The organism is Burkholderia anthina, assembly GCF_001547525.1.
GTDB lineage: Bacteria > Pseudomonadota > Gammaproteobacteria > Burkholderiales > Burkholderiaceae > Burkholderia > Burkholderia semiarida.
Map to the genome: position 1 here is coordinate 174376 of NZ_CM003769.1, position 24732 is coordinate 199107.

Sequence of the window (24732 nt, forward strand, 5' to 3'; positions counted from 1 at the left end):
ACCGTTGCGACGGCAACGAACGCGGCGGCGCAGAGCATGCGAGACGAACGGCGAACGGCGGCGCGGCCTCGCGGCCGCGATCGAACGACAGGCGGGTACGGCTTCATGACGGGTTCCGGCAACGGGTTGCGATGCATCGATATCCGCAATACCCGTGCCAACCTGCGACGCACCGCGCGGCCGTGCGCCTAGCGCCGATGTACGCCCAACGTGTCGGGTTTTCCGACACGTGGCTTCACCGGCTGTCGGCCGTTCCGACAGCCGAAACCGCGCGACTCGACGCCTAGTCGTCGCGCTCGATCCCGAGATTCGCCATGCGCGCATAGAGCGACTGGCGGCCGATCCCGAGCTGCCTCGCCGCTTCCGCGCGATTGCCGTTCGCGCGCTCGAGCGCACGCAGGATCGCCGCGCGCTCGACCGTCGCCAGCGCATCGGGCAGCGGCATGTCGAGCAGGTGCGCCGGCACCGCATCGGCGCCCGGCTGGCGCGCGGGCACGGCGGGCAGGCCGAGATCGGCCGCACTGACGGCCGGCCCGGGAGCGAGCGCGGCCGCGCGCTCCATCACGTTGCGCAGTTCGCGGACATTGCCCGGCCAGCGGTGATCGAGCAACGCCCGTTGCGCATCGTTCGTCAGGTGCAACGGCCGCATGCCTGCCGCGCTACCCAGGAAATGCGCGGCGAGCGGAAGAATGTCGGCCACGCGATCGGCGAGCGGCGGCAGGTGCAGCGGAATGACGTTCAGCCGATAGAAGAGATCTTCGCGGAACGTACCGTTCGCGACGGCCGCGGCGAGGTCGCGGTGCGTCGCGGCCACGACGCGAATGTCGATCGCCGTCGCGCGATCCGCGCCGAGCGGCGTCACCTGGCGCTCCTGCAGCGCGCGCAGCAGCTTGGCCTGCATCGCGGCGGGCATGTCGCCGATCTCGTCGAGAAAGAGCGTCCCGCCGTCGGCCTCGACGAGGCGCCCCGCGCGATCGGCATGCGCGCCCGTGAACGCGCCGCGACGATGCCCGAACAACTCGCTTTCGAGCAGGTCGGCCGGGATGGCCGCGCAGTTGACGGCGACGAACGGCCCCGCGTGCCGCGCCGATGCGGCATGCAGCACGCGGGCCGCCACTTCCTTGCCCGTACCCGTCTCGCCGGTCACGAGCACGGTCGCGTCGCTCATCGCGGCCCGGCCGACCTGCTTTTGCACGTCGCGCATCGCGGCGCTCACGCCGAGCAGTCGCGGCCGGTCCGCCGAAGGTTCGCCCGCGAAACCGCCTTCCACCGGCGCGAGCGCGGGCGGCTGATTCGCCGACACGATGCGTTCGAGCAGTTGCGCGATGTCCCGGCGCCCGATCGGCTTCGTCAGATGATCGAATGCGCCGAGCCGCATCGCTTCGATCGTGTTGTCGCTGGTCGCGTGGGCCGTCAGCATGACGACCGGCATCGCGGCCAGGGCAGGATCGTCGCGCAATTGCGCCAGCACGGCCAGCCCGTCCAGGTCCGGCAGGCGGAAATCCAGGAAGACGCATTCGATGTTGCCGCCGTCGCGCAGCGCGCTCAGCGCGGCCCGGCCGGATGCGGCCTCGACGGCCCGATGGCCGAGATCGGCGAGCGTTTCGGCGAGGCCGTCGCGAAATGCCGCGTCGTCGTCGACTATGAGGATGTTTGCCATGGAATTTCAATCACGAATGCGGCGCCGTCGTCGAGGCGCGCGTGCCCGCCGTGCGCCGCCGCCACTTCGCGGACGACGGCGAGACCGAGGCCCGTTCCGTCCGCGCGCCCGGTCACGAACGGCTCGAAAATCCGCTCGCGCTGCGCGGCCGGCACGCCGGGGCCGCTGTCCGACACGGTGATGCGCAGCCAGTCGCGCCCGGCGAACGGATATCGTTCGGCCGCGAGCGTGACCGCGCCGCCCGCGCCCGCGTGGTGCAGCGCGTTGAGCAGCAGATTGTCGAGCGCGCGCCGCATCTGGTCGGGATCGAAGGCGGGAAAATCCGACGGCCACGCGAGCCGTTCGCCCTGCCCCGCGAGCGACAGCGTCAAGTCGATCGCCTGCCGCTGCGCCAGCTCGCGGTGCGCGTCGACGACCTGCGCGAGCCACGCGTCGACGTCGACACGCGTCGCATGCGGACGCACCGGCTGCGTCAGCGCGAGCAGGCTCGACAACTGCGCATCGATGCGCTCGATCTGCGCGAGGATCACGCGCAGCGCATCCTGCTGCCGCCGGCCGTCGCCGGCCAGCGCGTTTTCCGCCTTCAGCCGCATCGCGCCCATCGGATTGCGAATCTCGTGCGCGACCTGCGCAGCCAGTTTGCCGAGCATCCCGAAGCGTTCGGCCTGCGCGAGGCGCGTGCGGAGCTCGGCGGCCTGCTGTTGCAGCAGATCGGCGCGCCGCGCCCGCTCGTTGAACGCATCGATGACGCGGTCGAGATCGGGTTCGCCGACGTACGGCAGGTGATGCTCGCGACCGTCGGGCCCCAGCCCGCTCTCGATCCGTGCGAGATTGCGCTTCCATCGGCGCAGCGCCACGGCCAGCGCCGCCGCGATCGCGAGAATCACCGCGAGCACGGCGGCGAGCCCCGTTGCCAGCAATTCCCCGTGCCGGCCCAGCGGTGGGCGCGCGCGTGTCAGCATCCACACGTACAGCCCCGATCCGCCGCGCACCGGACACGCCGCCGCGATCACGGCGTCCTGCGCGCCTTCGACGACGTTCGCGGTCGCGGCATGCGTCGCGGCCGCGGCTCGCAGCGTGCGGAGAATCAGCGGCGTTTCCGCTTCCGGAACGTCGCGTTTGACGCCGCTGCCCTGATAAGTAGGAAACGAATACGCGAGAAAGCCGCTCGCGGCAGGCGCGGCGCCGGGCATCCAGAACCCGCCCTCCATGTCCGCGGCACGCGAGAGCACGATGTCGAGGATCGCGTGCATCAGCTCGGGGGCAGGCTCGGCGCCCGCCGACGCGGAAGCGCCGTAACGCGACGCCACCGCTTCGCACGCCGACGCGCCGGCGGCCTTCGCGCTGGCCACCTGCTGGCTCTCGGCGGAGCTCGCCGTGACCCAGACGACCGCGACCAGCGTCGCGCACAGCGCCGCGACGAGTGCCCAGAGCATGACGAGTTGGGTGGAAAACGACGGACGCTTCATCGGATCAGGCTGGCGGTCGAGGACGACAGCATAGCGTATTGCATGCGACGTGAAGCCGCCACGGCCGCCATGCATCGTACGGGGCGAGCCGCCGGATCGGCCTCGAACGAGGAGCGCCCGATCCGGTTGTTCGCGGTGGGACCGAGCCGCCAGGGAGAGAAACGCGTCGATCGTGCTGCCGAACGGCCGCACCGTCGACGTCACGGGCGGCCGTCGGCGCGCACCCGCGGATACGGCAGCGCGCTTCTACGCGCCGTCCCGCTCGATCCGCTCGACGATGCGCGCCAGCCGAATGATGTCGGTCGGCGCGAAGTCGGCCGCGTCGGGCCGGGGACGGCCGCACTGGTTGGCGACGCGCATCGCGAACGGCCCGGCCGTCCGCACGGAAACACCCGGCACGCGCATCGTGTTTCGTTCCATGGTCCTCCCCTTTTCCGGCACGCGACCGGCCGGCCCGTCATCGCCGGTTCGACCGCGACACCACGTCGATCCACACCGCCAGCACCAGCACCGCGCCCTTGACGATCATCTGCCAGTACGCGTCGACGTCGAGCATCGACATCCCGTTGTCGAGGCTCGCCATCACGAGTGCACCGATCAGCGCGCCGTACACCGTGCCCGACCCGCCGCGCATCGACGTGCCGCCGATGAAGCACGCGGCGATCGCGTCGAGCTCGCCCATCGTGCCGGCGGACGGCGACCCGGCCGCGAGCCGCGCCGTGTTCACGAGGCCGGCAAACGCGCACATCAGCCCCATCAGCGCGAAGATCGCGAGTTTCACGCGATCGGTATCCACGCCCGACAGCCGCGTGGCCTCCAGGTTCGAGCCCACCGCATAGATGCGTCGGCCGAATACCGTCTGCGTCGCGATCCACGAGAACACGCCGAGCAACGCGAGCAGCAGCAGCACCGGCACCGGAATGCCGCCGTAGCGGTCGAGCGTCGCGACGAAGGCGAACAGCACGGCGCCGGCGCCGACGATCTTCGCGACGTCCTGCCACAGCGGCGCGACCGCGAGCCGGTAGCGATGCCGCGTGCCGCGCTGCCGCACCACCAGCAGCGCCGCGAGCGCGAACAGCAGGACCGCGAGGCCGTCCCCCGCCACGCGCGGCAGATAGCCCTGCCCGATGAACACGAAGCCGTCCGACACCGGCGCGATCGTCGAGCCGCCCGTGACGCCAAGCAGGATGCCGCGGAACGCGAGCATCCCGCCGAGCCCGACGATGAACGACGGCACGCGCCGATAGGTCGACCACCAGCCGTTGAAGAGCCCGATCAGCACGCCGAGCGCGAGCACGGCCGGGACCGTCGCCGCCACCGGCCAGTGGCGGTTGACGTCGAGGATCGCGGCGACGCCGCCGAGCAGCCCGAGCAGCGAGCCGACCGACAGGTCGATCTCGCCCGCGATGATGACGAACACCATCCCGCACGCGAGCATGCCGGTTATCGACATCTGCCGCAGCAGGTTCGACAGGTTGCGCGGCGTGACGAACGCGCCGTCCGTCAGCACCGAGAAGAACGCCCAGATCGCGGCCACCGCGAACAGCAGCGCAAGGATTTTGTAGCGCACGAAGATGCGTCGCAGCGGATGGCCGCGCGCGACGCGCGTATCGGTGTCCGGCGACACGGGCCGGGAAGACGAAAGTTCGGTGTTCATGTCGTGCTCGCTGCAATGGGTTCGGCCGGACGCCGCGCGGGCGTCAGCGCGGCGCCGAGAATCTGTTCCTGCGTGAGGCCGTCGTTGACGAAGTCGCCGCGCAGCTCGCCCTCGCCGATCACAAGCACGCGATCGGCGAGCCCGAGCACTTCCGGCAGCTCCGACGACACGACGATCAGCGCGACGCCGCGCTTCGCGAGCGCGAAGATCAGCCGGTAGATCTCCGCCTTCGCGCCGACGTCGACGCCGCGGGTCGGCTCGTCGAGAATCAATACCTGCGGGTCGGCCAGCAGCATCCTGGCCAGGACCGCCTTCTGCTGATTGCCGCCGGACAGGCTCGCGATCGGCAGGAACGGATGCGCGGCACGCACCGACAGCCGCTGCATCTCGGTGCGGATCGCGTCGAGTTCGGCGGCCGCGTCGATCCGGCCGCGCGCGGCGAACCGGCGCAGCACCGCCAGCGTGATGTTGTGGCCGACGCCGAGCTGCGGCACGATCCCGTGGCGCTTGCGGTCCTCCGGCACCATCGCGATACCCGCGCGGATCGCATCGGCCGGCGAGCGGATCGCGAGCGGCCGGCCGTTCATCCGCACGCTCGCCGTGCAGTCGCCCGGATACGCACCGAAAATCGCCTGCATCAGCTCGGTGCGGCCCGCGCCGACCAGCCCGGCGACACCGAGAATCTCGCCGCGCCGCACGCTGAACGACACGTCGTCGACGCGCTTGCGGCGCGGGTTCGTCACGTCGTGGCAGGTGACGCGATGCACGTCGAGCACGACGTCGCCGATCTCGTGCGGCTCGCGCGGATACAGGTCGCGGATCTCGCGGCCGACCATCATCGCGATGATCCGGTCGGTGGTCAGCGCGGCCATCGGTTCGGTCGCGACGTGGCGGCCGTCGCGGATCACGGTCACGGTGTCGCACACCGCGTCGATCTCGTCGAGCTTGTGCGAGATGTAGACGCACGCGACGCCGCGCCGCTTCAGGTCCCGCACGATGTCGAGCAGGATGCGCGTTTCCGACGCGCTCAGCGACGACGACGGCTCGTCGAGGATCAGCAGCTTCGCGCGCTTGTTCAGCGCCTTCGCGATTTCGATCAGTTGCTGGTGGCCGCCGCCGTAGTTCATCACCGGCTGCGCGACGTTGATCGCGTCGATCCGCAGCTCGCGCAGCAGCGCTTCCGAGCGTCGCACCATTTCCGCGTAATGCATGCGCCCGCCCGGCAGCGTGATCTCGTTGCCGAGGAAGATGTTCTCGGCCACCGACAGCTCGGGCACGAGCATCAGCTCCTGATGGATGATCACGATGCCCGCGCGCTCGGTGTCGCGCACGCCGGACGCGACGAGCGGCGCGCCTTCCCAGCGGATCTCGCCGTCCCAGGTGCCGTGCGGGTACACGCCCGACAGCACCTTCATCAGCGTCGACTTGCCGGCGCCGTTCTCGCCGCACAGCCCGACGCATTCGCCGGGGCGCACGCTCAGGTCGATGCCGTCGAGCGCCTTCACGCCGTCGAAGGCCTTGACGATGCCGCGCATCGTCAGCAAGGGTTCCGTCATTCGTTCATTGCCTCGCAGTAAACGCGGCCGCCGTCGCGGCGGCCGCGCGTCGCGTCCGACGCCCGCTTACTGGCTCGCCAGCTGGGCCTGGGTATAGAAGCCGTCCTTCACGACGACGTCGACGTTGCGCTTGGTCAACAGCGTCGGCTGCAGCAGCACCGTATCGACCTTCTTCTTGCCGTTGTCGTATTGCGCGTTGAACGCGGGCTTCGTGCCCTTCGCGAGATCGACGGCAAGCTTCGCGGCTTCGCTCGCGATCAGCTTCAGCGGCTTGTAGACGGTCATCGTCTGCGTGCCGGCGATCACGCGCTTGACCGCTGCCAGGTCCGCATCCTGCCCGGACACCGGCACCTTGCCGGCCAGATGCTGCGCGGCGAGCGCCTGGATCGCTCCGCCGGCCGTGCCGTCGTTCGACGCGACGATCGCGTCGATCTTGTTGTTGTTCGCGGTCAGCGCGTCCTCGACGATCCGCAGCGCGGTCGACGCGCTCCACTCGGGCACCCACTGCTGACCGACGACCTTGATGTCGCCGCGGTCGATCGCCGGCTTCAGCACCTTCAGTTGCCCTTCGCGCAGCATCTTCGCGTTGTTGTCGGTCGGCGCGCCGCCCAGCAGGAAGTAGTTGCCCTTCGGCTTCGCGTCGAACACGCCCTGCGCCTGCAGCTCGCCGACCTTCTCGTTGTCGAACGAGATATACGCGTCGACGTCCGCGTCGAGAATCAGGCGGTCGTACGACACGACCTTGATGCCGGCCTTGCGCGCTTCGGCGACGACGTTGCCGAGCGTCTTCGAGTTGAACGGCACGATCACGATCACGTCGACGCCGCGCGAGATCAGGTTCTCGATCTGGGAAATCTGCCGCGCCTCGCTCGCATCGGCCGACTGCACCGACACCTTCGCGCCGAGCTTGGTTGCGGCTGCAACGAAATAGTCGCGGTCGCGCGACCAGCGCTCGACGCGCAAGTCGTCGATGCAGAAGCCGATCTCGGGCTTGTCCTTGCTCGCGTGCGCGAGCGGCGTGCCCAACGCGAACACCGCCAGCGCGGCGGCGCCGGCAAGGGAATTCAGTACGGTACGACGCGTCACGGATTTCATGTCTCCACTCCTTGTTATGGAACCACCTCACGAACCGCGGGCGGCCGCCGGATTGCACCGCCCGCATCGAGTCACTGCCGCGCGCGGGTTCGCGCCGGCGCACCGCCGGTCAAGCGCCCGTCGCGAATACCGGTTCGAGCGCACGGTACAGCGCGCGAAACGTCGGCCGCCGCACGTCGCGATACCACGCGTGCCGCCCGGGATCGGGCTCGCGCACCGCGACGACGCTCGGCTGCGGGCACACGTCGGCAAGCGCCGCATCCGGTTCGAGCGCGAGACGGGCGAGGCGCGCGGCGCCCAGCGCCGGCCCGATCTCGCCGCCCGCGCGCAGCGTCAGCGCACGGCCGCTCAGGTCGGCGAGCATCTGCGTCCAGTACGCGCTGCGCGAGCCGCCGCCGATCACCGTGATGCGCTCGGGCGCGAGCCCGGCCGCATGCAGCGCGTCGATGCCGTCGAGCAGCGCGAAGCCCACGCCTTCGAGCGTCGCGTTCGCAAGATCCGCGCGCCGCGTGTCGGGCGTGAGCCCGTAGAACACGCCCTTCGCGTTCACGTCGTTGTGCGGCGTGCGCTCGCCGCTCAGGTACGGCAGGAACCACGGGCGGCTCTCGCGTGCGTTCGTCCGCGCATCGTCGAGCAGCGCCGCGACGCCGTCGTAACCGGCCAGTTGCGCGGTGAAGTCGACGCAGCCGGCCGCGTTCAGCATCACGGACATCAGGTGCCACGTATCGGGCAGCGCATGACAGAAGCTGTGCACCGCCGATTCGGGATTCGCGCGAAACCCGTCCGACACCGCGAAATACACGCCCGACGTGCCGAGCGACAGCAGCGCGTCGCCGGGCCGCACGATCCCGACGCCCACCGCGCCGGCCGCGTTGTCGCCGCCGCCGGCCACCACCGGAATCTCGCGCAATCCGAGCGCGCGCGCGACGGCCGGCAGCAGCGTGCCGGTCACCGCGTTGCCCTCGAACACGGCCGGCATCTGCGTGCGCGACAGCCCGCACGCGGCGAGCAGCGTGTCGTCGTAGTCGCGCTTCGCGACGTCGAGCCACAGCGTGCCGGCGGCATCCGACGGATCGGTCGCGAACGCGCCGGTCAGCCGGTAACGCAGATAATCCTTCGGCAGCAGCACGTACGCGATGCGCGCGAACACGTCGGGTTCGTGCCGACGCACCCACAGCAGCTTGGGCGCCGTGAAGCCCGGCATCGCGACGTTGCCGGCCACCGTGCGCAGCGCGGGCGCGAGCCGTTCGAGCTCCTCGCACTCGGCGTCCGCCCGGCCGTCGTTCCACAAGATCGCGGGGCGCAGCACGTCGCCATGCGCATCGAGCAGCGTCGCGCCGTGCATCTGACCGGTCAACCCGAGTGCGTGGATCTCGCGCGGGTCGATGCCGGCCGCGCGTGCATCCGCCACGAGCGCGGCGAGCGCGCCGCATGCGGCGTCCCACCAGTCGCGCGGCGCCTGTTCGGACCAGCGCGGCTGCGGCCGGCTCACCGTCAGCGGGCGGTTCGCGCTCGCGCGCACCGCGCCGTCGCGGTCGAGCAGCACCGCCTTCACGCCGGACGTGCCGAGATCGAGTCCGATGTACATGGCGTCAGCGCAGCCCGTAGATCGCCTGGTTCACGATGTTCTCGAGCCGCTCCTGCGCGCCGCTCACGTGCCGCGGGTCGACGCCGCGCGCGAGCGCGTCGGCCGCGAGCGACTCCAGCGTATAGCCGCCGGACAGGATCTTGCGGCCGAACGCGTCGTCCCACTGCGCGTAGCGCTGCCGGCGCAGCGCGTCGAGCCGGTCGTTCTCGACCAGCACCGCCGCGCGTTCGAGCGCGAGCGCGAGCACGTCGATCGCGCCGACGTGACCGTAGAACAGGTCTTCCGGGTCGATGCTCTGGCGGCGCACCTTCGAGTCGAAGTTCATCCCGCCGGTCGTGAAGCCGCCGTGGCGCAGGATCTCGTAGAACGCGAGCGTCAGCTCCTCGACGCTGTTCGGGAACTGGTCGGTGTCCCAGCCGTTCTGCGGATCGCCGCGGTTCGCGTCGACGCTGCCGAACACACCGAGCGCGAATGCGTTCGCGATCTCGTGATGGAACGAATGGCCCGCGAGCGTCGCGTGATTCGCCTCGATGTTCACGCGGATCTCGTTCTGCAATCCGTACTGCACGAGGAAGCCGTGCACGGTCGCGACGTCGTAGTCGTACTGGTGCTTGGTCGGTTCCTGCGGCTTCGGCTCGATCAGCAGCGCGCCCTTGAAGCCGATCCGGTGCTTGTGCTCGACGACCATCGACAAAAAGCGCGCGAACTGCTCGCGTTCGCGCTTCAGGTCGGTATTGAGCAGCGTTTCGTAGCCTTCGCGGCCGCCCCACAGCACGTAGTTTTCGCCGCCGAGCCGGTGGGTCGCGTCGAGCGCATGGCACACCTGGGTCGCGGCCCACGCGAACACGTCGGGGTTCGGGTTCGTCGCGGCGCCGGCCGCGAAGCGCGGGTGCGAGAACAGGTTCGCGGTGCCCCACAGCAGCCGCACGCCGCTCGCCTGCTGGCGCTCGCCGAGATAGTCGACCATGCGCGCGAAATTGGCCGCGTATTCGCGCAGGCTGTCGCCTTCCGGCGCGACGTCGGTGTCGTGGAACGTATAGAACGGCGTGCCGAGCTTCGTGAAGAACTCGAACGCCGCATCGGCCTTCTGCCGCGCGCGCTCGAGCGCGTCGCCCGGCTGCTGCCACGGCCGCTGGAACGCGGCCTGCCCGAAGATGTCGTGGCCGGGCCACACGAACGTGTGCCAGTAGCACACCGCGATCCGCAGATGCTCGGCGAGCGTCTTGCCCAGCACGCGCCGCTCGGGGTCGTAATGGTGATAGGCGAGCGGGTTGTCCGACCGCGGGCCTTCATAGCGAATCGCGGGAATGTGTTCGAAATACGACATGGCGTCTCCGTGCAGGTTCTTGTTGCGGCGCAACGTGCATCGCGACGACGCACGCGGCCGAATTCGGTTGGCTGGATCGTGCCCCCGCGCCTGCCGCCCGGCAATTGCGAAATTGCGCAGCACGCTTGATGTTTCTTGCCAGCCGCTGCGTGCGGCGCGCGTTCCGTCCTACAATCGCCGTACACCAACCCGCGCGCCGCCGTCCCGGGCGCACCCCGGAGACAATGGCACCGCGCCCGCAAGGCGCGCGCCCCGACACCGAGATGACACGCGCCCCTTCCGCCCAGACACCGCACCGCATCGCGCTGCTGTTCAACGCGAACAAGGTCTACGACCGCGAGATCATCAGCGGCATCGGCCAGTACCTGCACACGACGCGCGTCGTGTGGGACCTGTTCCTCGAAGACGATTTCCGCTGCCGGCTCACCGGCATCGAGCGTTTCGACGGCGACGGCATCATCGCCGACTTCGACGATCCGGCCGTCGCCGACGCGCTCGCCGGCTCGCCGCTGCCGATCGTCGCGATCGGCTCGTCGTACGAGGACCCGGCGCAATACCCGGACGATGTCCCATATATTGCGACGGACAACGCGAAGCTCGTGTCGCTCGCGTATACGCACCTGATCGGCGCGGGACTCGCGCACTTCGCGATGTACAGCCTGCCGGTCGCGCAGGAGAACCGCTGGGCGCAGCAGCGCGAGCTCGCGTTCGACCGGCTCGCGCGCGCGGACGGGCTCGACGCGCCGATCTATCGCGGGCTGTCGACGAGCGCGTCGGGCTGGAATCACGCGATCGAGCAACTGATCGGCTGGCTGCATGCGCTGCCGAAGCCCGTCGGCGTGATCGCGGTGACCGATGCACGCGCGCGGCATCTGTTGCAGGCCTGCCTGATCGCCGGCATCGCGGTGCCGGAACAAGTCGCGATCATCGGCATCGACAACGATCCGCTCACGCGCACGCTGACGCGCATTCCGCTGTCGTCGGTCATCCAGGGCACCGAGGAAATGGGCCGCACCGCCGCGCACCTGCTGCACCGGATGCTGCGCGGCGCGCGCTTTCCCGGGCAGCGCATTCTCGTGCCGCCGGTCGGCATCAACGTGCTCGAATCGACGCGCCACCAGCCGCTGGCGAGCCCGCACGTGATGCGCGCGCGGCATTTCATCCGCCAGTACGCGTGCCAGGGGATCAAGACCGAACAGGTCGCCGACTATGTCGGCGTGTCGCGCTCGCTGCTCGAGGAGCACTTCCGGCGCGAACTGCAGCGCACCGTGCACCAGGAGATCCTGCGCCACAAGCTCGAAGCCGCGCAGGCGCTGCTTGCCGGCCGGCAGGCGTCGAGCGCCGAAGTCGCGATCCGTTGCGGTTTCACGTCGCTGCAATACATGTACGCGGTGTTCCGGCGGGAACTCGGCTGCACGCCGCGCGAATATCAGGAACGCGCGGCCGCCACGAACTGACGCCGCCGCCCACCCGACCTCCACTCATGCATATCGATACCGATTCCTCATACCTGACGCCCGGCGTCGCACGCGTGCACGCCGAGCCGTGGGGCACGTTGCCCGACGGCGAGCCGGTGCGGCGCTATACGCTGCGCAATGCGCATGGAATGCGCGTCGTCGTCAGCGATCTCGGCGCGACCGTCGTGTCGTGGCTCGCGCCCGACCGCACGGGGCGCTTGGCCGATATCGTGCTCGCGCACGACACGCCGGCCGAATACCTCGGATCCGGCGCCTATCTCGGCGCCACGGTCGGCCGCTGGGCGAACCGGATCGCCGGCGCGCGCTTCACGCTCGACGGCGTCGACTACCTGCTCGACCGCAACGAGAACGGCAACCTGCTGCACGGCGGCGCGAACGGCTTTCATCGCGCGCGGTGGGACGTGCTCGACGATGGCGGCGGGCTCACGCTGCGGCTCGATTCGCCGGAAGGCGACGCGGGCTTCCCCGGCAACGTGAGCGTGCAGGTGCGCTACACGCTCGACGACGACGGCACGCTGACGATCGACTACACGGGGTGGACCGACGCGCCGACGCCGCTGAACCTGACGAATCACAGCTACTTCAACCTGAACGGGCGCGCGGGCAGCGACGTGCGCGGCCATCTGCTGCACATCGACGCCGACGCGTTCCTCGAAGTGGACGACGCGCTGATCCCGACCGGCACGGCCGACGTGACGGGCACGGCGTTCGATTTCCGGCAAAGCGCGCCGCTCGGCGCGCGCCTCGACTGGCCGCATGCGCAACTGGCGCGGGCGCGCGGCTTCGATCACTGCTACGTCGTCGGCAACGGCGCGCGCGAAGTCCGGCCCGTCGCGCGAATCTACGATCCGGAAAGCGGCCGCGAGCTGACCGTATCGACCGATCAGCGCGGCCTGCAGCTCTATACGGGCAATTATCTCGACGGCCTGCGCGTGAGCGGCGGCACGCCGTGCGTGCGGCACGCGGCGCTGTGCGTCGAGGCGGGCGGCTTCCCGAATCAGGTCAACATGGACGGCCTGCGCGACGACGTGATCGTTCATCCGGGCGACGTGTATCGACAGACCACGCGGTATCGGGTGGGGGTGCATGCATAGCGGGCGGGCTGCATCGCCGGCGCCCGGGTAGCGCCGTGCGAATTCCGGCCGACCGCGATGCCGTGCCGCCTCGCGTGACATTGCGACGGCAGGAAAATGCTTTCTACGATTCGTTGGTTTGAGCGGCGCGGCGCAGCCCGTAGCATGGGCGCGTCACCCATCCTCCAGCATCGGAATGTCCGCGCAAACAGACAAGGTCGTCCATTGGCTGCTGTCCAGCCTGGAGCCGAAAAGCCAGCTTTTCCACGTCGGCCAGTATTGCGGCGACTGGCAGGCGTCCACCGCCGGCCGTGCGAAGGCGAGCTTCCACATCCTCCTGCATGGATCGGCATGGCTTCACTTCGCCGACGGGCGGGACAGCATTCCGGTTGCCGCCGGTGAAGCCGTCTTTCTGTTGCGCGACGTGCCGCACGGGCTGTCGCCGAGCCCGGTCAACCCGCAGGCCTGCGCGGTCGCGGGCAGCCACCCGCTCGAGCGGCGCGGGTCGATGCAGCCGCTCGACGCGTCGGTCGACGGCAGCGTCGGCCTTGCCTGCGGTTTCATCGAATTCCACTCTACCGTGTCGCGCGCGATCGTGTCGCTCTTCCCCGAGTACCTGATCGTGCGGCGCGGCGACGACGCCTATCGCGGCATCCACGGGCTGTTCGAGCTGATTCGCGCCGAAGGCCGTCACGGCGTCGACGCGCCGTCCCCGCTGATCGACAAGCTGGTCGAACTGCTGCTGTTCTATGCGGTACGGGACGCCGCCGGGCACGATACCGTCGCCAGCGGGCTCGCGTCGCTGATGCAGCGGACCGGCTTCGGCACGCTCGTCGCCGCGATCATCGACGCGCCCGCCGACGCGTGGACCACCGACTCGATGGCCGCGTTCGCGAACATGTCCCGCACCGCGTTCTGCAAGCACTTCAGCGAAGCGTCCGGCCATCCGCCGATGCAGTTCGTCACGCTGGTGCGGATGCGGCTCGCGGCGGACCTGCTGGAACAGGGCCTGCCGATTTCGCGTGCGGGCGAACTCGTCGGCTATCAGTCGGAGTCGGCCTTTGCGCATGCGTTCAAGCGCACGATGGGCATGCAGCCCGGCGCGTGGCGGCGCGGGCGCGACGACGCGTCGCAATCGGCGGCGCGCCTGCACTAGCCGACGGGCCGGCGCGCCGTCGAAACGCACGACGCGGGACGAACGCACAGGAATCGCGGATGTTCGCGCATTGTCCGGCGACGGCGCCGCCTCGACAATGATCGCACTGCCCCTCCGGAGAATCCTGTGAGTCGCCTGCCCTTGCCTACCGTCGAAACCGCGCCCGCACCCAGCCAGCCTTTCCTGGAAAAATCGCAGCGCGCGAACGGTTTCCTGCCGAACCTCGTGCGCTCGCTCGCGAATGCGCCGGTCGCGCTCGAAACCTATCTGACCGTCGCGGAGATCAACAGCCGCGCGGGCCTCACGTTCGCCGAGCGCGAAGCCGTGCAGATCACCGCGGCCGCCGTCCACGGCTGTGCGTTCTGCGTGGCCGGACACACCGCCGCCGCGCTGAAGAAAGCCCATGTCGATCGCGCCGACGTCGACGCACTGCGCGACGGCGAGCCGGTTGCCGATCCGCGGCTCGACGCGGTCGCGGCCTTCACGCGCGCCGTGATCGCGACGCGCGGCGGCGTGACCGACGACGCGCTCGACGCATTCCGGGCCGCCGGCTTCACCGAAGCGAACGCGCTCGAAGTGGTGCTGGGCGTGAGCCTCGCGACGCTGTGCAACTTCGCGAACAACCTGGCGCGCAACGAACTCAACCCCGAACTGGCCGCATACCGATGGAAACCCCGGACACAGGCCGCCTGACGGCGCCCGCACTCGACGCGTCGCTCGCCGACTGGCTCGACGCGAACGCCACGCAGCTCGACACGAGCGCCGCGCTGAAGGCGGACGTCGTGCCGCGTCTCGCGGCGGCCGGCCTGTTCCGGACCGGCGTGCCGGCGAGCCTCGGCGGCGCGGGCGGGACGACCACGGACGCCATCGCGGGCATCGCGGCGGTGGCCGAACGTTCGCTGACCGCGGCCTTCGTGCTGTGGGGCCAGCGCAGCTTCATCGAATACCTGCTGCAAAGCCCGAACGCCGCGCTGCGCGAGCGCTGGCTGCCGGCGCTGCTCGACGGCCGTTGCGCGGGCGCGAGCGGCCTGTCGAACGCGATGAAGTATCTGTCCGGCATCGAGTCGCTTCAGATCGACGCGACGCCGCACGCGGAAAGCGCCGACGACTGGCGGCTGACGGGCAGGATGGCGTGGGTGACGAACCTGCGCACGGAACGGTTCGTCGTGGCGGCCGCGGTTGCGTTCGGCGATGGCAGGCCGTCCGCGATCGTCGCGATCCCCGATGACGCGCCCGGCCTGACGCGCAGCACGGATCTCGACCTGATCGCGCTGCGCGGCAGCAACACCGCCGCGCTGCATCTCGACGACGTGCCGAGCGACACCGCGTGGCTGATCCATCCGGATGCGCAAACGTTCCTGCCCGCGGTGCGACCGGCCTTCCTCGGCTTGCAGTGCGGGCTGTCGATCGGGCTCGCGCGGCGCGCGCTGGCCGAAGCGCGGCGCGCGGCCGAGACGACGCGCGGCATTCTCGGCCCCGAAGTCGAATCCTGCGCGGCCGGACTGGCCGCCGCATGCGCGCAACTGTCGTCCGGCATCGCCGACGGCAGCCTGCGCCTGCACCCGAACCGCCTGTTCGAGCTGCGCATCGCGCTCGCGACGCACGTGGCCACGGCCGCGAACCTCGAACTCGAGGCGAGCGGCGGCCGCGGCTATCTGCGCGATGCGGGGCTCGGGTTCGAGCGACGCTGGCGCGAAGCGGCGTTCATTCCGATCGTCACGCCGAGCGTCGTGCAACTGAAGGCGCAACTCGCCGCGCGGACGCGGAGCATCGCCGCATGACGCCGCCGCTGCTGGACGCGCGCCATCTGACGCTCGGCTACGGCGGCGAGCGGCGCACTCCCGTGCTTGCCGATGTGTCGCTGTCGGTCGATCGCGGCGAAATCGTCGCGCTGATCGGCCCGAGCGGGACCGGCAAGTCGAGCCTGCTGCGCGCACTGGCCGGGCTGGAGCAACCGCAATCCGGCACCGTGTCGCTCGACGGCACGACGCTGCGGGGCCCGCACCCGCGGATCGCGATCGCGTTTCAGGACCCGTGCCTGCTGCCGTGGCTGTCGACCGAAAAGAACGTCGCGTTCGGCCTCGCCTTCGCGCATCAGGCTCGGCTCACGCGCGATCAGCAACGTGAGCGCGTCCGCGCGGCGCTGCGCGCGGTCGGGCTCGAAGCCGCCGCGTCGCTGCGCCCGGCCCAGCTCTCCGGCGGGATGGCGCAGCGCGCGGCGCTGGCGCGTGCACTCGCGCGTCAGCCGCACGCGCTGCTGCTCGACGAACCGTTCTCGGCGCTCGACGAAGTCACGCGCGCCGCGATGCAGCAGTTGCTGGTGAACATCGTGTCGACGACACGCTGCGCGACCGTGCTCGTGACCCACGACATCGACGAAGCGCTGCTCGTGGCCGATCGCATCGTGCTGCTCGGCACGCAAGGGCGCTTCATCGACGCGTGGCGGGTCGATTTCCCGCATCCGCGCGACGCATTCGTCAGCGAACTCGGCACGATGCGCATCGACATCCTGAAGGCGTTGCAGGCCGGCATGAAGCGCCCGCACGCGTCCGAACTTCATTCCCTGAACTGACTGACCTGACCCGCCTATCCATGTGCCAGATTCCGATGTCGCGCCGCGAATGGCTGAAGCTCGCGGCCCTGTTCACCGCGACGGGCGCCGCTCCGTTGCTTTCGATGGCGAACGCGCACGCCGCGGCCGAACCGGATGCGCCGGTCCGGATCGGCTATCTGCCGATCACCGACGCGGCCCCGTTGCTGGTGGCCCACAACAACGGCTATTTCGCGTCCGAAGGCCTGACCGTCGAGCAACCGAAGCTGCTGCGCAGTTGGGCGCAGCTCGTCGAGGCATTCCTGTCGGGCCAGGTCAACGTCGTGCACCTGCTGTCGCCGATGACGCTTTGGGCGCGCTACGGCAGCCGCGCACCGGCGAAGGTGGTCGCCTGGAACCACGTGAACGGCTCCGGGCTCACGGTCGCGCCCGACATCGATTCGCTGCGCGATCTTGGCGGCAAGACCGTCGCGATTCCGTTCTGGTACTCGATTCACAACGTCGTGCTGCAGGACCTGCTGCGTCAGCAAGGGCTCGTGCCCGTGCTCAAGCGGCGCGGCACGCCCGCGGCGAACGAGGTCAACCTCGTCGTGATGGCCCCGTCGGACATGCTGCCCGCGCTCGCCGCGCGCCAGATCGCCGGGTATATCGTCGCGGAGCCGTTCAACGCGACCGCGGAACTGATGAAGATCGGCAAGATCCTGCGCTTCACCGGCGATGTCTGGAAGAACCATGCATGCTGCGTCGTGTTCATGCACGAGCACGATCTGACGCAGCGCCCCGCGTGGTCGCAAAAGGTCGTCAACGCGATCGTGAAGGCGCAGCTGTGGGCGCGCACGCATCCGCAGGAAACCGCGCAGTTGCTGTCGAAGGACGGCACGCACCGCTATTCGCCGCATACGCTCGCGTCGCTCGACCGCGTGCTCGTGCCGTCGGCGTCGCTGGCCGACACCTATCGCGCGAGCGGCGCGATCCGCCATGCCGACTGGCACGCAAAGCGGATCGACTTCCAGCCGTATCCGTTCCCGAGCTATACCGAGGCGCTGGTTCAACGGCTGAAGCGCACGGTGGTCGACGGCGACGGCGCCTTCCTCGCGTCGCTGGACCCGGCGTTCGCGGCCCGCGATCTCGTCGACGACCGGTTCGTGCGCAAGAGCATCGACGCGGTCGGCGGGCTGAGCGCGTTCGGTCAATCGGGCGCGTTCCAGCGCGAGGAGATCATCGTTGTCTGATGCGCTCGCCTCCCGCCGTTCGTCCGCACCCGACACGCGCCGGGCCGGCGGCTCCCGCTACCCGGCACGCGCGGCCGCGCGATGGCTCGGCGTGGCCGGGCTCGTCGCGACGATCGTCCTCTGGTGGGCCGCGATCCACGCGTTGACCGAGCCCGGCTCGCTCGGCCGGCAGTTCGCGCCGGACAGCGCGCTCGCCAGCCTGCGGTCGCTGTGCGCGGACGATCATCTGCTCGAACACGCGCTCGTCAGCCTGCGACGCATCGGCGTCGGGCTCGGCGCGGCGCTGCTGGCCGGCGTCCCGCTCGGGCTGTTGCTCGGCCGCGTGCGATGGGTCGAGCGGATGCTGTCGCCGACGTTCCAGTTTCTGCGCATGGTGTCGCCGCTGTCGTGGATGCCGCTCGCGGTCATGTCGTTCGGCATCGGCGATCGCGCGATCTACTTCCTGCTCGGGTTCGCCGCGCTGTGGCCGGTGCTGATGAGCACGGCGGCCGGCGTCGCGCAGATCGACCGGCGCTGGCTGCAGCTCGGCGCAAGCCTCGCGGCCACCCGCCGCGAACTGCTGGTGCATATCGTGCTGCCCGCCATCGCGGGGCCGCTGCTCAACGGCATCCGGCTCGCGATCGGCATCCTGTGGATCGTGCTGGTGCCGGCCGAGATGCTCGGCGTCAACGCGGGCCTCGGCTACCTGATTCTCGATACGCGCGACCGGCTCGCGTATGCGGAACTGACCGCGGTGATCGTCGTGATCGGCACACTGGGCTTCACGCTCGACGGCATCGCGCGGGGGTTGACCCGCGCGCTGCTGGCGTCCGACCGCTAACGCGATGCGCGGCGGCCGGACGAGCCGCTTGCCGCCCGCGTGTCAATTCCACGCATGGCGCGCCGGGCGTGCGCCGTTCAGATAGTAGTTGCCGACCAGGTGATATTTCCAGCGCACCGGATCGTGCAGCGTGTGCGTGCGCGCGTTGCGCCAATGGCGGTCGAGGTTGTGCTCGGCAAGCGTCGATTGCGTGCCGGCCAGCTCGAACAGCTTCTCGCCCGCGAGCAGCGCGACCTCGGTCGTCAGCACCTTCGCTTCGCCCACCGCCACCGACGCCCGCGCGACGTCGTCCTCGGTCACGTCGCCCTTTGCCGTGATCTCGTCGAGCGTGCGCGCCGCGCGTTCGAGCAACGCGTCGGCCGCATGCAGCTGGATGTGCAGGCGGCCGATTTCGCGAATCGTCAGCGGGTCGTCCGCGGCCCGCTCGACGCCGCTGTCGACCCACGGCCGCGCGCGGGTCCGCACGAACGCGAGCGTATCGTCGATGGCCGCCTTCGCGATACCCGCGTCGATCGCCGCCTGGATGATCTGCGACAGCGGGCCGTTGAGCGTCGGCACGTCCGACACGCGCTGCGCAGGCAGCACGTGCGACGCCGGCACGCGCACCGCGTCGAGCACGACCGTGCCGCTCGCGGTCGTGCGCTGGCCGAAGCCCGACCAGTCGTCGATCACGGTCAACCCGGGCGTCGGCTGCGGCACGTACGCAAGCCATGCCTGCCGCGCGTCGTCGAGCCCGAGCACCGGCACGTAGTGCGCGAACAGCGCCCCGGTCGAGTAGAACTTGGTGCCGTCGACGACATAGTCGTCGCCGTCGCGGCGCACGCGCGTCTTCAGGTCGAGCACGTGCTTCGTGCCCTTCTCCGAGAAGCCGTTGCCGAACCGCTTGCCGCTCAGCACTTCGGCGAAGAAATGACGCTTCTGCGCGTCGGTGCCGACGAGCGCGATCACGTCGACGAGCCCGAAGTGATTCTGCGGAAGCTGCCCGAGCGACGCATCGGCCGCGGCGACGATCTTGATCACCTCGGTGAGCGTCACATGCGATACGCCTGCGCCGCCGTATGCCTTCGGCACCGTGATCGCCCACAGCCCCGACTGCGAGAACCATTCGATTTCCTCGCGCGGCAGGCGGCGTTCGCGGTCGCGTTCGGCGGCCCCTTGCGCCAGACGTTGCGCCAGCGCATGCGCGACCTCGATCGCCTCCGCATCGTCGGCGATCACGCGGGCCGCCTGCGCTCGTGCATCGGCCGGCCGTTCCTGAATCGTCGCGCTCGTGTCTGACATCAGGCTCTCCTGTCGAATGGTGAAAGCGCTCAATCTAGCAGCGCCGCGCGGGCGGGAAAACCGAGCGATTCTCGAAACGATATTCCTTTGGATAACAAACGATGCGCGAATGGCGAAGGCGATTGCGCGTTTTGACGTCGCAATCGATGCCGGAACGTCGATACGCGTCGCGCAGCGACGGTAATACGCAGCGACGATAACGATCCGAGAATCCGTTATTGGAACGCCCGCGTCGCGCTTCCTATACTGGGCTCCCGGCGCAAACGGCCACGCCCTTCGAGGAAATCCGCATGACTTCATCGCACGCAGTTCCCGACCTTTCCACCGGTACCGATTACGATGCGCTCGCGCGCCGGTTCCGGCCGATCTTCGAGCGCATCGCCGCCGGCACCGCCGAACGCGAACGCCGCCGCGAACTGCCGCACGAGGCGATCGGCTGGCTCAAATCGGCCGGCTTCGGCGCGATACGGTTGCCTGTGAGCGCCGGCGGCGCCGGCGCATCGCTGCCGCAGTTGTTCCGGCTGCTGACCGAGCTCGCGGCCGCCGATTCCAATTTGCCGCAGGCGTTGCGCGGGCACTTCGCGTTCGTCGAGGACTGGCTCAATGCGCCGGCCGGGCCGCGGCGCACGACCTGGTTCGACCGCTTCGCGAGCGGCCAGCTCGTCGGCAATGCGTGGTCGGAAGCCGGCGACGTGCCGCTCGGCCAGACCGTCACGAAGGTGTCGGAGCACAACGGCCGGCTCGTGCTGAACGGCCGGAAGTTCTACAGCACCGGCAGCCTGTTCGCCGACTGGATCGACGTGTTCGCGCAACGCGCGCACGACGGCAGCGACGTGATCGTCGCCGTCGCGACCGCGCAGCCGGGCGTGATCCGCGAAGACGACTGGGACGGCTTCGGCCAGACCACCACCGGCAGCGGCACGACGCGTTTCGAGAACGCGGCGGTCGATGCGGACAACGTGATCGATTTCGCGCGCCGCTTCAAATACCAGACCGCGTTCTACCAGTTGTTCCACGTCGCGACGCTGGCCGGTATCGGCCACGCGATCGTGCGCGACGCGGGCGAGCTCGTGCGCAACCGCACGCGCGTGTACAGTCACGGCAATGCGCAGCGTGCCGGCGACGACGCACAGCTGCAGCAGGTGATCGGCGAGATCGCGTCATGGGCGTACGCGGCCGACGCGCTCGCGCTGCGCGCCGCACAGCCGCTTCAGCAAGCCTATGAAGCGCGCTTCGGCGGCGACGAAGCGGCCGAGCAGGCCGCGAACGTCGCGGCCGAAATCGAATCCGCGCAGAGCCAGCTCGTCGTGTCCGAACTCGTGCTGCGCGCGGCGACGCGCCTGTTCGACGCGCTCGGCGCGTCCGCGACCCGCAGCACGACCGCGCTCGATCGCCACTGGCGCAACGCACGCACGGTGTCGTCGCACAATCCGCTCGTGTACAAGGCGCGCATCGTCGGCGACTGGATCATCAACGGCCGCACGCCGCCGTTCGTGTGGCGCGTGGGTAACGGTGCGGGCGGCGGTGCGGAAACCGGAGCCGCGCGATGAGCAAGACCATCCGCTTCAACGCGTTCGAGATGAACTGCGTCGGTCACCAGTCGCCCGGCCTGTGGGCGCATCCGCGCGACCGCTCGTGGCAGTACAAGGATCTCGACTACTGGACCGACCTCGCGCGCGTGCTCGAACGCGGGATCTTCGATGCGATCTTCATCGCGGACGTGATCGGCTACTACGACGTGTACAAGGGCAGCAACTATCACGCGCTGCACCAGGCCGCGCAGATCCCGGTCAACGATCCGCTGCAACTGGCCGCGCCGATCGCGATGGCGACCGAGCATCTCGGCATCGGCATCACCGCGTCCACGACGTTCGAGCACCCGTACACGTTCGCGCGCCGGCTGTCGACGGCCGATCATCACACGAAGGGCCGGCTCGCGTGGAACATCGTCACGTCGTATCTGGAGAGCGGCGCGAAGAACGTCGGCGATCACGGGCTGCGCACGCACGACGACCGCTATGCGGTCGCGGCCGAGTACGTCGAGGTGCTGTACAAGCTGTTCGAAGGCAGTTGGGAAGACGGCGCGGTGGTGCGCGACCGCGACGGCCGCGTGTTCACGCATCCGGAGAAAGTGCACGAGATCGGCCACAAGGGCCGCTTCTTCGACGTGCCCGGGTATCACCTGTGCGAGCCGTCGCCGCAGCGCACGCCGGTGCTGTTCCAGGCCGGCGCGTCGGACCCCGGCAAGGCGTTCGCCGCGCGGCACGCCGAATGCGTGTTCGTCGCCGCGCCGACCCGCGACCAGCTCGCGCGCTACGTGGCCGACGTGCGCGCGCAGGCCGCGGCCGCCGGGCGCGACCCGGCGAAGGTGCTGATCTACAACCTCGTCACGGTGATCGTCGACGAGACCGACGAGAAGGCGCAGGCCAAGTTCGACGAGTATCGCCGCTACGTGTCGTACGACGGCTCGCTGGTGTTCATGTCCGGCTGGACCGGCATCGACTTCGGCCAGTACGCGCCGACCGATCCCGTCCGGCGCGTCGACACGAACGCGATCGTGTCGGCGGTCGAGCACCTGTCGGGCGGCGACACCGCGTGGACGATCGAGGCGCTGGCCGCCTGGGGCGGCATCGGCGGCATGGGCCCGGTGTTCGTCGGGTCGGCGGCGACCGTCGCGGACATCCTGCAGGAATGGGTGGCGGCGACCGACGTGGACGGCTTCAATCTCGCGTATGCGGTCGCGCATGAAACCTTCGAGGACATCGTGCGCCATCTCGTGCCGGAGTTGCAGCGGCGCGGCGTGTATCCGAGCGCGTATGCGCCCGGAACGCTGCGCGAAAAACTGTTCGGCGGCACGGCGCGGTTGCCGGACGAGCATCCGGCCGCGCGGTTTCGCGATATCGAGCAGGTCAAGCGCGCGGCCGAGCGGGAAACGGTCGGCGCTTAACGGCACGTCCAGCAACGTCGAAGCCGGGCTGTCCGCATTCGCGCGGCGACCGGCTTCAGCTTCGGCACAAACGGCTTCGTGCAGTCCGACGAAGCCGTGCGTATTTTCCGGGGCAACGGCGAGCGCCCCGGTCAGCGCTTACGCCGCGCTTTCGTCGTCGACGTCGTGCGCCGTCGGTTCATACCTCACGATCAGCAGGAACACGATCGGCGTGACCGCGCTGATCGCGACGACCCAGAACATGTCGGTGCCGAGGCGGGCTTGCAGGATCGGCAGCACGAACAGCGCGAGCGCCTGGCCGATGCCGCACAGCGACCGCCCGAAGCCGACACCGGTGCCGCGGATCGCGGCCGGATACGACAGCGTCGGATAGATCATCATCTGCGCACCGGGCCCGAAGCCTTCGGCGAACAGCCACGTGCCGAGCATCAGCAGCACGACGCCCACCGCCAGTGCGCCGTGCGGATGGCCCGCCAGTGCCAGCGCGACGAGCGCGACCGTTTGCAGCGCGAAACCCGCGATCGCGACGTGGCGCGACGCATGGCGATACGCGAGCCGCATGCCCAGCAAGCCGCCGGTGAACGCGAACAGCACGTTCAATGCGAGCGATGCCGCGATCGTCTCGAACACGCCCGCGCCGAGAAATTGCGACAGGATCGACGGCAGGAAGAACGCGATCGCCGTGTATTCGAACGGGATGCACAGGTTCATCACGCTGGCGACGATCGTGCGCCCGAGATACGGGCGCTGGAACAGCACGCGAATCCGCACCGGCGGCGGGCCCGGCTCGCGTCGCACGTCCTGCGCTTCGTGCGCGTGAATGCCGTACGACTGGCGCAGGATGCGCGCGGCGTTGGCCAGATCGCCCTGATTCGCGGCCCACAGCGGCGATTCGTTCATGAAGCGGTTGCGGAACAGGATGATGACGAGCGCCGGCAGCGCACCGAAGATCAGCGACGCGCGCCACAGCCATCCCGCATGCTCGGCCGGCAGCAGGAAGTACAGGCCGAAGATCAGCAGGAAGCACACCGACGACGCGACGTACCACATCGGGCACCACGCGGCGAGCCGCGACGCCTTGTTGCCGCGGCCGTTGAACTTCGAGAATTCCGCGAGAAACGCCATCGCGACCGGCAGGTCGATGCCGACGCCGAGCCCCATCACGAAGCGGGCGGCGATCAGCACCCAGACGTTCGGCGCGAGCCCGGCCGCGATCGCCGCGACCACGAAGAACAACATGTCGGCCATGAACACCTGGTAGCGGCCGATCCGGTCGGTCAGCCAGCCGCCGATCAGGCTGCCGAAGATCGTGCCGATCATGATCGCCGACCCGACGAGCCCGGTCAGCGCGGGCGTCAGCCCGAATTCGCGCGTCACGTCGTCGATGCCGTAGGACAGCGTCGTCAGGTCGTACGCGTCGAGAAACACGCCGCCGAGCGCCAGCAGCACGATCATCCGTGCATGGCTGACCGAACTGTCGACCGTGTTGATCAGGCGCGCGACGTCGCTGGCCGAGCGGATGGGGGAAGAAACCGGCGTAACGGGGCTCAGGTCGATCGAACTCATCGGATTCCTTAATGTATCGCCGGATGGCCGGCGAATGAGCGGCGAAGTTTGCAGGATGCCGGGCGCCGCGACAGGGGCATCGCGGCCCGGGCCGTCGAACGAATGCGTTCCGGCCGTCGTCGAATGCGTCGCTTGCCGGCACCGGAAATTCTGTTCTCCAGACCCGGCAATCCCAAGCGATATAAACCGATAAATTAATCGGCGTGCGTCATAAAGTTGCGCGGGCCGTGCTTAGCAGCGACACGCATGTGCAATCTCGGATTTCTTCGTTAACGG

General features: G+C 69.5%; 20 protein-coding genes. 10 read left to right on the plus strand and 10 right to left on the minus strand.

The features are described from left to right. Positions 1–283: 283 nt before the first annotated feature. The 8 genes from WS64_RS17120 to xylA all read right to left on the minus strand — a co-directional run bounded on the left by WS64_RS17120 (position 284) and on the right by xylA (position 10352). Positions 284–1660, minus strand: a complete 1377-nt coding sequence (locus WS64_RS17120) for a sigma-54-dependent transcriptional regulator (protein WP_059577757.1) — start codon at positions 1658–1660, stop codon at positions 284–286. Next, positions 1642–3129, minus strand: a complete 1488-nt coding sequence (locus WS64_RS17125; protein ID WP_060967473.1) for a sensor histidine kinase — start codon at positions 3127–3129, stop codon at positions 1642–1644. The genes WS64_RS17120 and WS64_RS17125 overlap by 19 nt, the downstream gene beginning before the upstream one ends. Positions 3130–3375: 246 nt before the next feature. Further along, positions 3376–3549 (minus strand): hypothetical protein, encoded by a 174-nt coding sequence (locus WS64_RS34940; protein WP_167351631.1) that lies wholly within the window; start codon positions 3547–3549, stop codon positions 3376–3378. A 37-nt stretch (positions 3550–3586) separates the two neighbouring features. Continuing rightward, complete coding sequence (locus WS64_RS17130) at positions 3587–4786, minus strand: sugar ABC transporter permease (protein WP_059637630.1); 1200 nt, start codon at positions 4784–4786, stop codon at positions 3587–3589. Then, the gene (xylG, locus tag WS64_RS17135) at positions 4783–6342 is read right to left on the minus strand and encodes a D-xylose ABC transporter ATP-binding protein (protein WP_060967083.1); all 1560 of its coding nucleotides are present in this window, start codon (positions 6340–6342) and stop codon (positions 4783–4785) included. Before xylG ends, WS64_RS17130 begins: the two co-directional genes overlap by 4 nt. Positions 6343–6408: 66 nt before the next feature. Further along, positions 6409–7437: a D-xylose ABC transporter substrate-binding protein gene (gene xylF / locus WS64_RS17140; protein WP_059577750.1), complete on the minus strand. Its 1029-nt coding sequence runs from the start codon at positions 7435–7437 to the stop codon at positions 6409–6411. Positions 7438–7546: 109 nt separating this feature from the next. After that, positions 7547–9025 (minus strand): xylulokinase, encoded by a 1479-nt coding sequence (gene xylB, locus WS64_RS17145; RefSeq protein WP_060967084.1) that lies wholly within the window; start codon positions 9023–9025, stop codon positions 7547–7549. A gap of 4 nt (positions 9026–9029) precedes the next feature. Continuing rightward, on the minus strand, positions 9030–10352 hold the full coding sequence (gene xylA, locus WS64_RS17150) for a xylose isomerase (RefSeq protein WP_059578027.1): 1323 nt from the start codon (positions 10350–10352) through the stop codon (positions 9030–9032). 263 nt (positions 10353–10615) lie between these two features. Here xylA and WS64_RS17155 point away from each other — a divergent pair, with 263 nt between their 5' ends. The 8 genes from WS64_RS17155 (at position 10616) to WS64_RS17190 (ending at position 18662) form a co-directional block, all read left to right on the plus strand. Beyond that, positions 10616–11809: a XylR family transcriptional regulator gene (locus WS64_RS17155; protein ID WP_059577745.1), complete on the plus strand. Its 1194-nt coding sequence runs from the start codon at positions 10616–10618 to the stop codon at positions 11807–11809. 26 nt (positions 11810–11835) lie between these two features. Next, a complete protein-coding gene (locus tag WS64_RS17160; protein WP_060967085.1) occupies positions 11836–12924 on the plus strand; it encodes an aldose epimerase family protein in 1089 nt (362 codons plus the stop codon). 175 nt (positions 12925–13099) lie between these two features. Further along, a complete protein-coding gene (locus tag WS64_RS17165) occupies positions 13100–14059 on the plus strand; it encodes an AraC family transcriptional regulator (RefSeq protein WP_059637641.1) in 960 nt (319 codons plus the stop codon). Positions 14060–14185: 126 nt separating this feature from the next. After that, a complete protein-coding gene (locus WS64_RS17170) occupies positions 14186–14752 on the plus strand; it encodes a carboxymuconolactone decarboxylase family protein (protein WP_060967086.1) in 567 nt (188 codons plus the stop codon). Next, positions 14725–15840: an acyl-CoA dehydrogenase family protein gene (locus WS64_RS17175; protein WP_060967087.1), complete on the plus strand. Its 1116-nt coding sequence runs from the start codon at positions 14725–14727 to the stop codon at positions 15838–15840. The genes WS64_RS17170 and WS64_RS17175 overlap by 28 nt, the downstream gene beginning before the upstream one ends. Next, positions 15837–16631, plus strand: a complete 795-nt coding sequence (locus WS64_RS17180) for an ABC transporter ATP-binding protein (protein ID WP_060967088.1) — start codon at positions 15837–15839, stop codon at positions 16629–16631. The genes WS64_RS17175 and WS64_RS17180 overlap by 4 nt, the downstream gene beginning before the upstream one ends. Before the next feature lie 20 nt (positions 16632–16651). Next, positions 16652–17842, plus strand: a complete 1191-nt coding sequence (locus WS64_RS17185) for an ABC transporter substrate-binding protein (RefSeq protein ID WP_060967089.1) — start codon at positions 16652–16654, stop codon at positions 17840–17842. Continuing rightward, complete coding sequence (locus WS64_RS17190) at positions 17835–18662, plus strand: ABC transporter permease (protein WP_060967090.1); 828 nt, start codon at positions 17835–17837, stop codon at positions 18660–18662. Before WS64_RS17185 ends, WS64_RS17190 begins: the two co-directional genes overlap by 8 nt. A gap of 42 nt (positions 18663–18704) precedes the next feature. Here the strand turns inward: WS64_RS17190 and WS64_RS17195 are convergent, their stop codons facing one another. Beyond that, positions 18705–19943 (minus strand): SfnB family sulfur acquisition oxidoreductase, encoded by a 1239-nt coding sequence (locus tag WS64_RS17195; protein ID WP_060967091.1) that lies wholly within the window; start codon positions 19941–19943, stop codon positions 18705–18707. A 290-nt stretch (positions 19944–20233) separates the two neighbouring features. On the opposite strand from WS64_RS17195, the gene WS64_RS17200 reads away from it, so the two are divergent. Further along, positions 20234–21493, plus strand: a complete 1260-nt coding sequence (locus tag WS64_RS17200) for an acyl-CoA dehydrogenase family protein (protein WP_060967092.1) — start codon at positions 20234–20236, stop codon at positions 21491–21493. After that, positions 21490–22890 carry an LLM class flavin-dependent oxidoreductase gene (locus tag WS64_RS17205; protein WP_060967093.1) on the plus strand — a complete coding sequence of 467 codons (1401 nt, stop codon included), beginning with the start codon at positions 21490–21492 and terminating at the stop codon, positions 22888–22890. Before WS64_RS17200 ends, WS64_RS17205 begins: the two co-directional genes overlap by 4 nt. A gap of 138 nt (positions 22891–23028) precedes the next feature. Here the strand turns inward: WS64_RS17205 and WS64_RS17210 are convergent, their stop codons facing one another. Next, positions 23029–24456, minus strand: coding sequence for an MFS transporter (locus WS64_RS17210; RefSeq protein ID WP_060967094.1), 1428 nt, complete (start codon positions 24454–24456; stop codon positions 23029–23031). Positions 24457–24732 lie beyond the last annotated feature (276 nt).

What these genes read in the sequence shown, in the direction of transcription:
- WS64_RS17120 (WP_059577757.1), bottom strand. Translation starts at nt 1,660, where the DNA reads ATGGCAAACATCCTCATAGTCGACGACGACGCGGCATTTCGCGACGGC.
- WS64_RS17125 (WP_060967473.1), bottom strand. Translation starts at nt 3,129, where the DNA reads ATGAAGCGTCCGTCGTTTTCCACCCAACTCGTCATGCTCTGGGCACTC.
- WS64_RS34940 (WP_167351631.1), bottom strand. Translation starts at nt 3,549, where the DNA reads ATGGAACGAAACACGATGCGCGTGCCGGGTGTTTCCGTGCGGACGGCC.
- WS64_RS17130 (WP_059637630.1), bottom strand. Translation starts at nt 4,786, where the DNA reads ATGAACACCGAACTTTCGTCTTCCCGGCCCGTGTCGCCGGACACCGAT.
- xylG (WP_060967083.1), bottom strand. Translation starts at nt 6,342, where the DNA reads ATGACGGAACCCTTGCTGACGATGCGCGGCATCGTCAAGGCCTTCGAC.
- xylF (WP_059577750.1), bottom strand. Translation starts at nt 7,437, where the DNA reads ATGAAATCCGTGACGCGTCGTACCGTACTGAATTCCCTTGCCGGCGCC.
- xylB (WP_060967084.1), bottom strand. Translation starts at nt 9,025, where the DNA reads ATGTACATCGGACTCGATCTCGGCACGTCCGGCGTGAAGGCGGTGCTG.
- xylA (WP_059578027.1), bottom strand. Translation starts at nt 10,352, where the DNA reads ATGTCGTATTTCGAACACATTCCCGCGATTCGCTATGAAGGCCCGCGG.
- WS64_RS17155 (WP_059577745.1), top strand. Translation starts at nt 10,616, where the DNA reads ATGACACGCGCCCCTTCCGCCCAGACACCGCACCGCATCGCGCTGCTG.
- WS64_RS17160 (WP_060967085.1), top strand. Translation starts at nt 11,836, where the DNA reads ATGCATATCGATACCGATTCCTCATACCTGACGCCCGGCGTCGCACGC.
- WS64_RS17165 (WP_059637641.1), top strand. Translation starts at nt 13,100, where the DNA reads ATGTCCGCGCAAACAGACAAGGTCGTCCATTGGCTGCTGTCCAGCCTG.
- WS64_RS17175 (WP_060967087.1), top strand. Translation starts at nt 14,725, where the DNA reads ATGGAAACCCCGGACACAGGCCGCCTGACGGCGCCCGCACTCGACGCG.
- WS64_RS17180 (WP_060967088.1), top strand. Translation starts at nt 15,837, where the DNA reads ATGACGCCGCCGCTGCTGGACGCGCGCCATCTGACGCTCGGCTACGGC.
- WS64_RS17185 (WP_060967089.1), top strand. Translation starts at nt 16,652, where the DNA reads ATGTGCCAGATTCCGATGTCGCGCCGCGAATGGCTGAAGCTCGCGGCC.
- WS64_RS17195 (WP_060967091.1), bottom strand. Translation starts at nt 19,943, where the DNA reads ATGTCAGACACGAGCGCGACGATTCAGGAACGGCCGGCCGATGCACGA.
- WS64_RS17200 (WP_060967092.1), top strand. Translation starts at nt 20,234, where the DNA reads ATGACTTCATCGCACGCAGTTCCCGACCTTTCCACCGGTACCGATTAC.
- WS64_RS17205 (WP_060967093.1), top strand. Translation starts at nt 21,490, where the DNA reads ATGAGCAAGACCATCCGCTTCAACGCGTTCGAGATGAACTGCGTCGGT.
- WS64_RS17210 (WP_060967094.1), bottom strand. Translation starts at nt 24,456, where the DNA reads ATGAGTTCGATCGACCTGAGCCCCGTTACGCCGGTTTCTTCCCCCATC.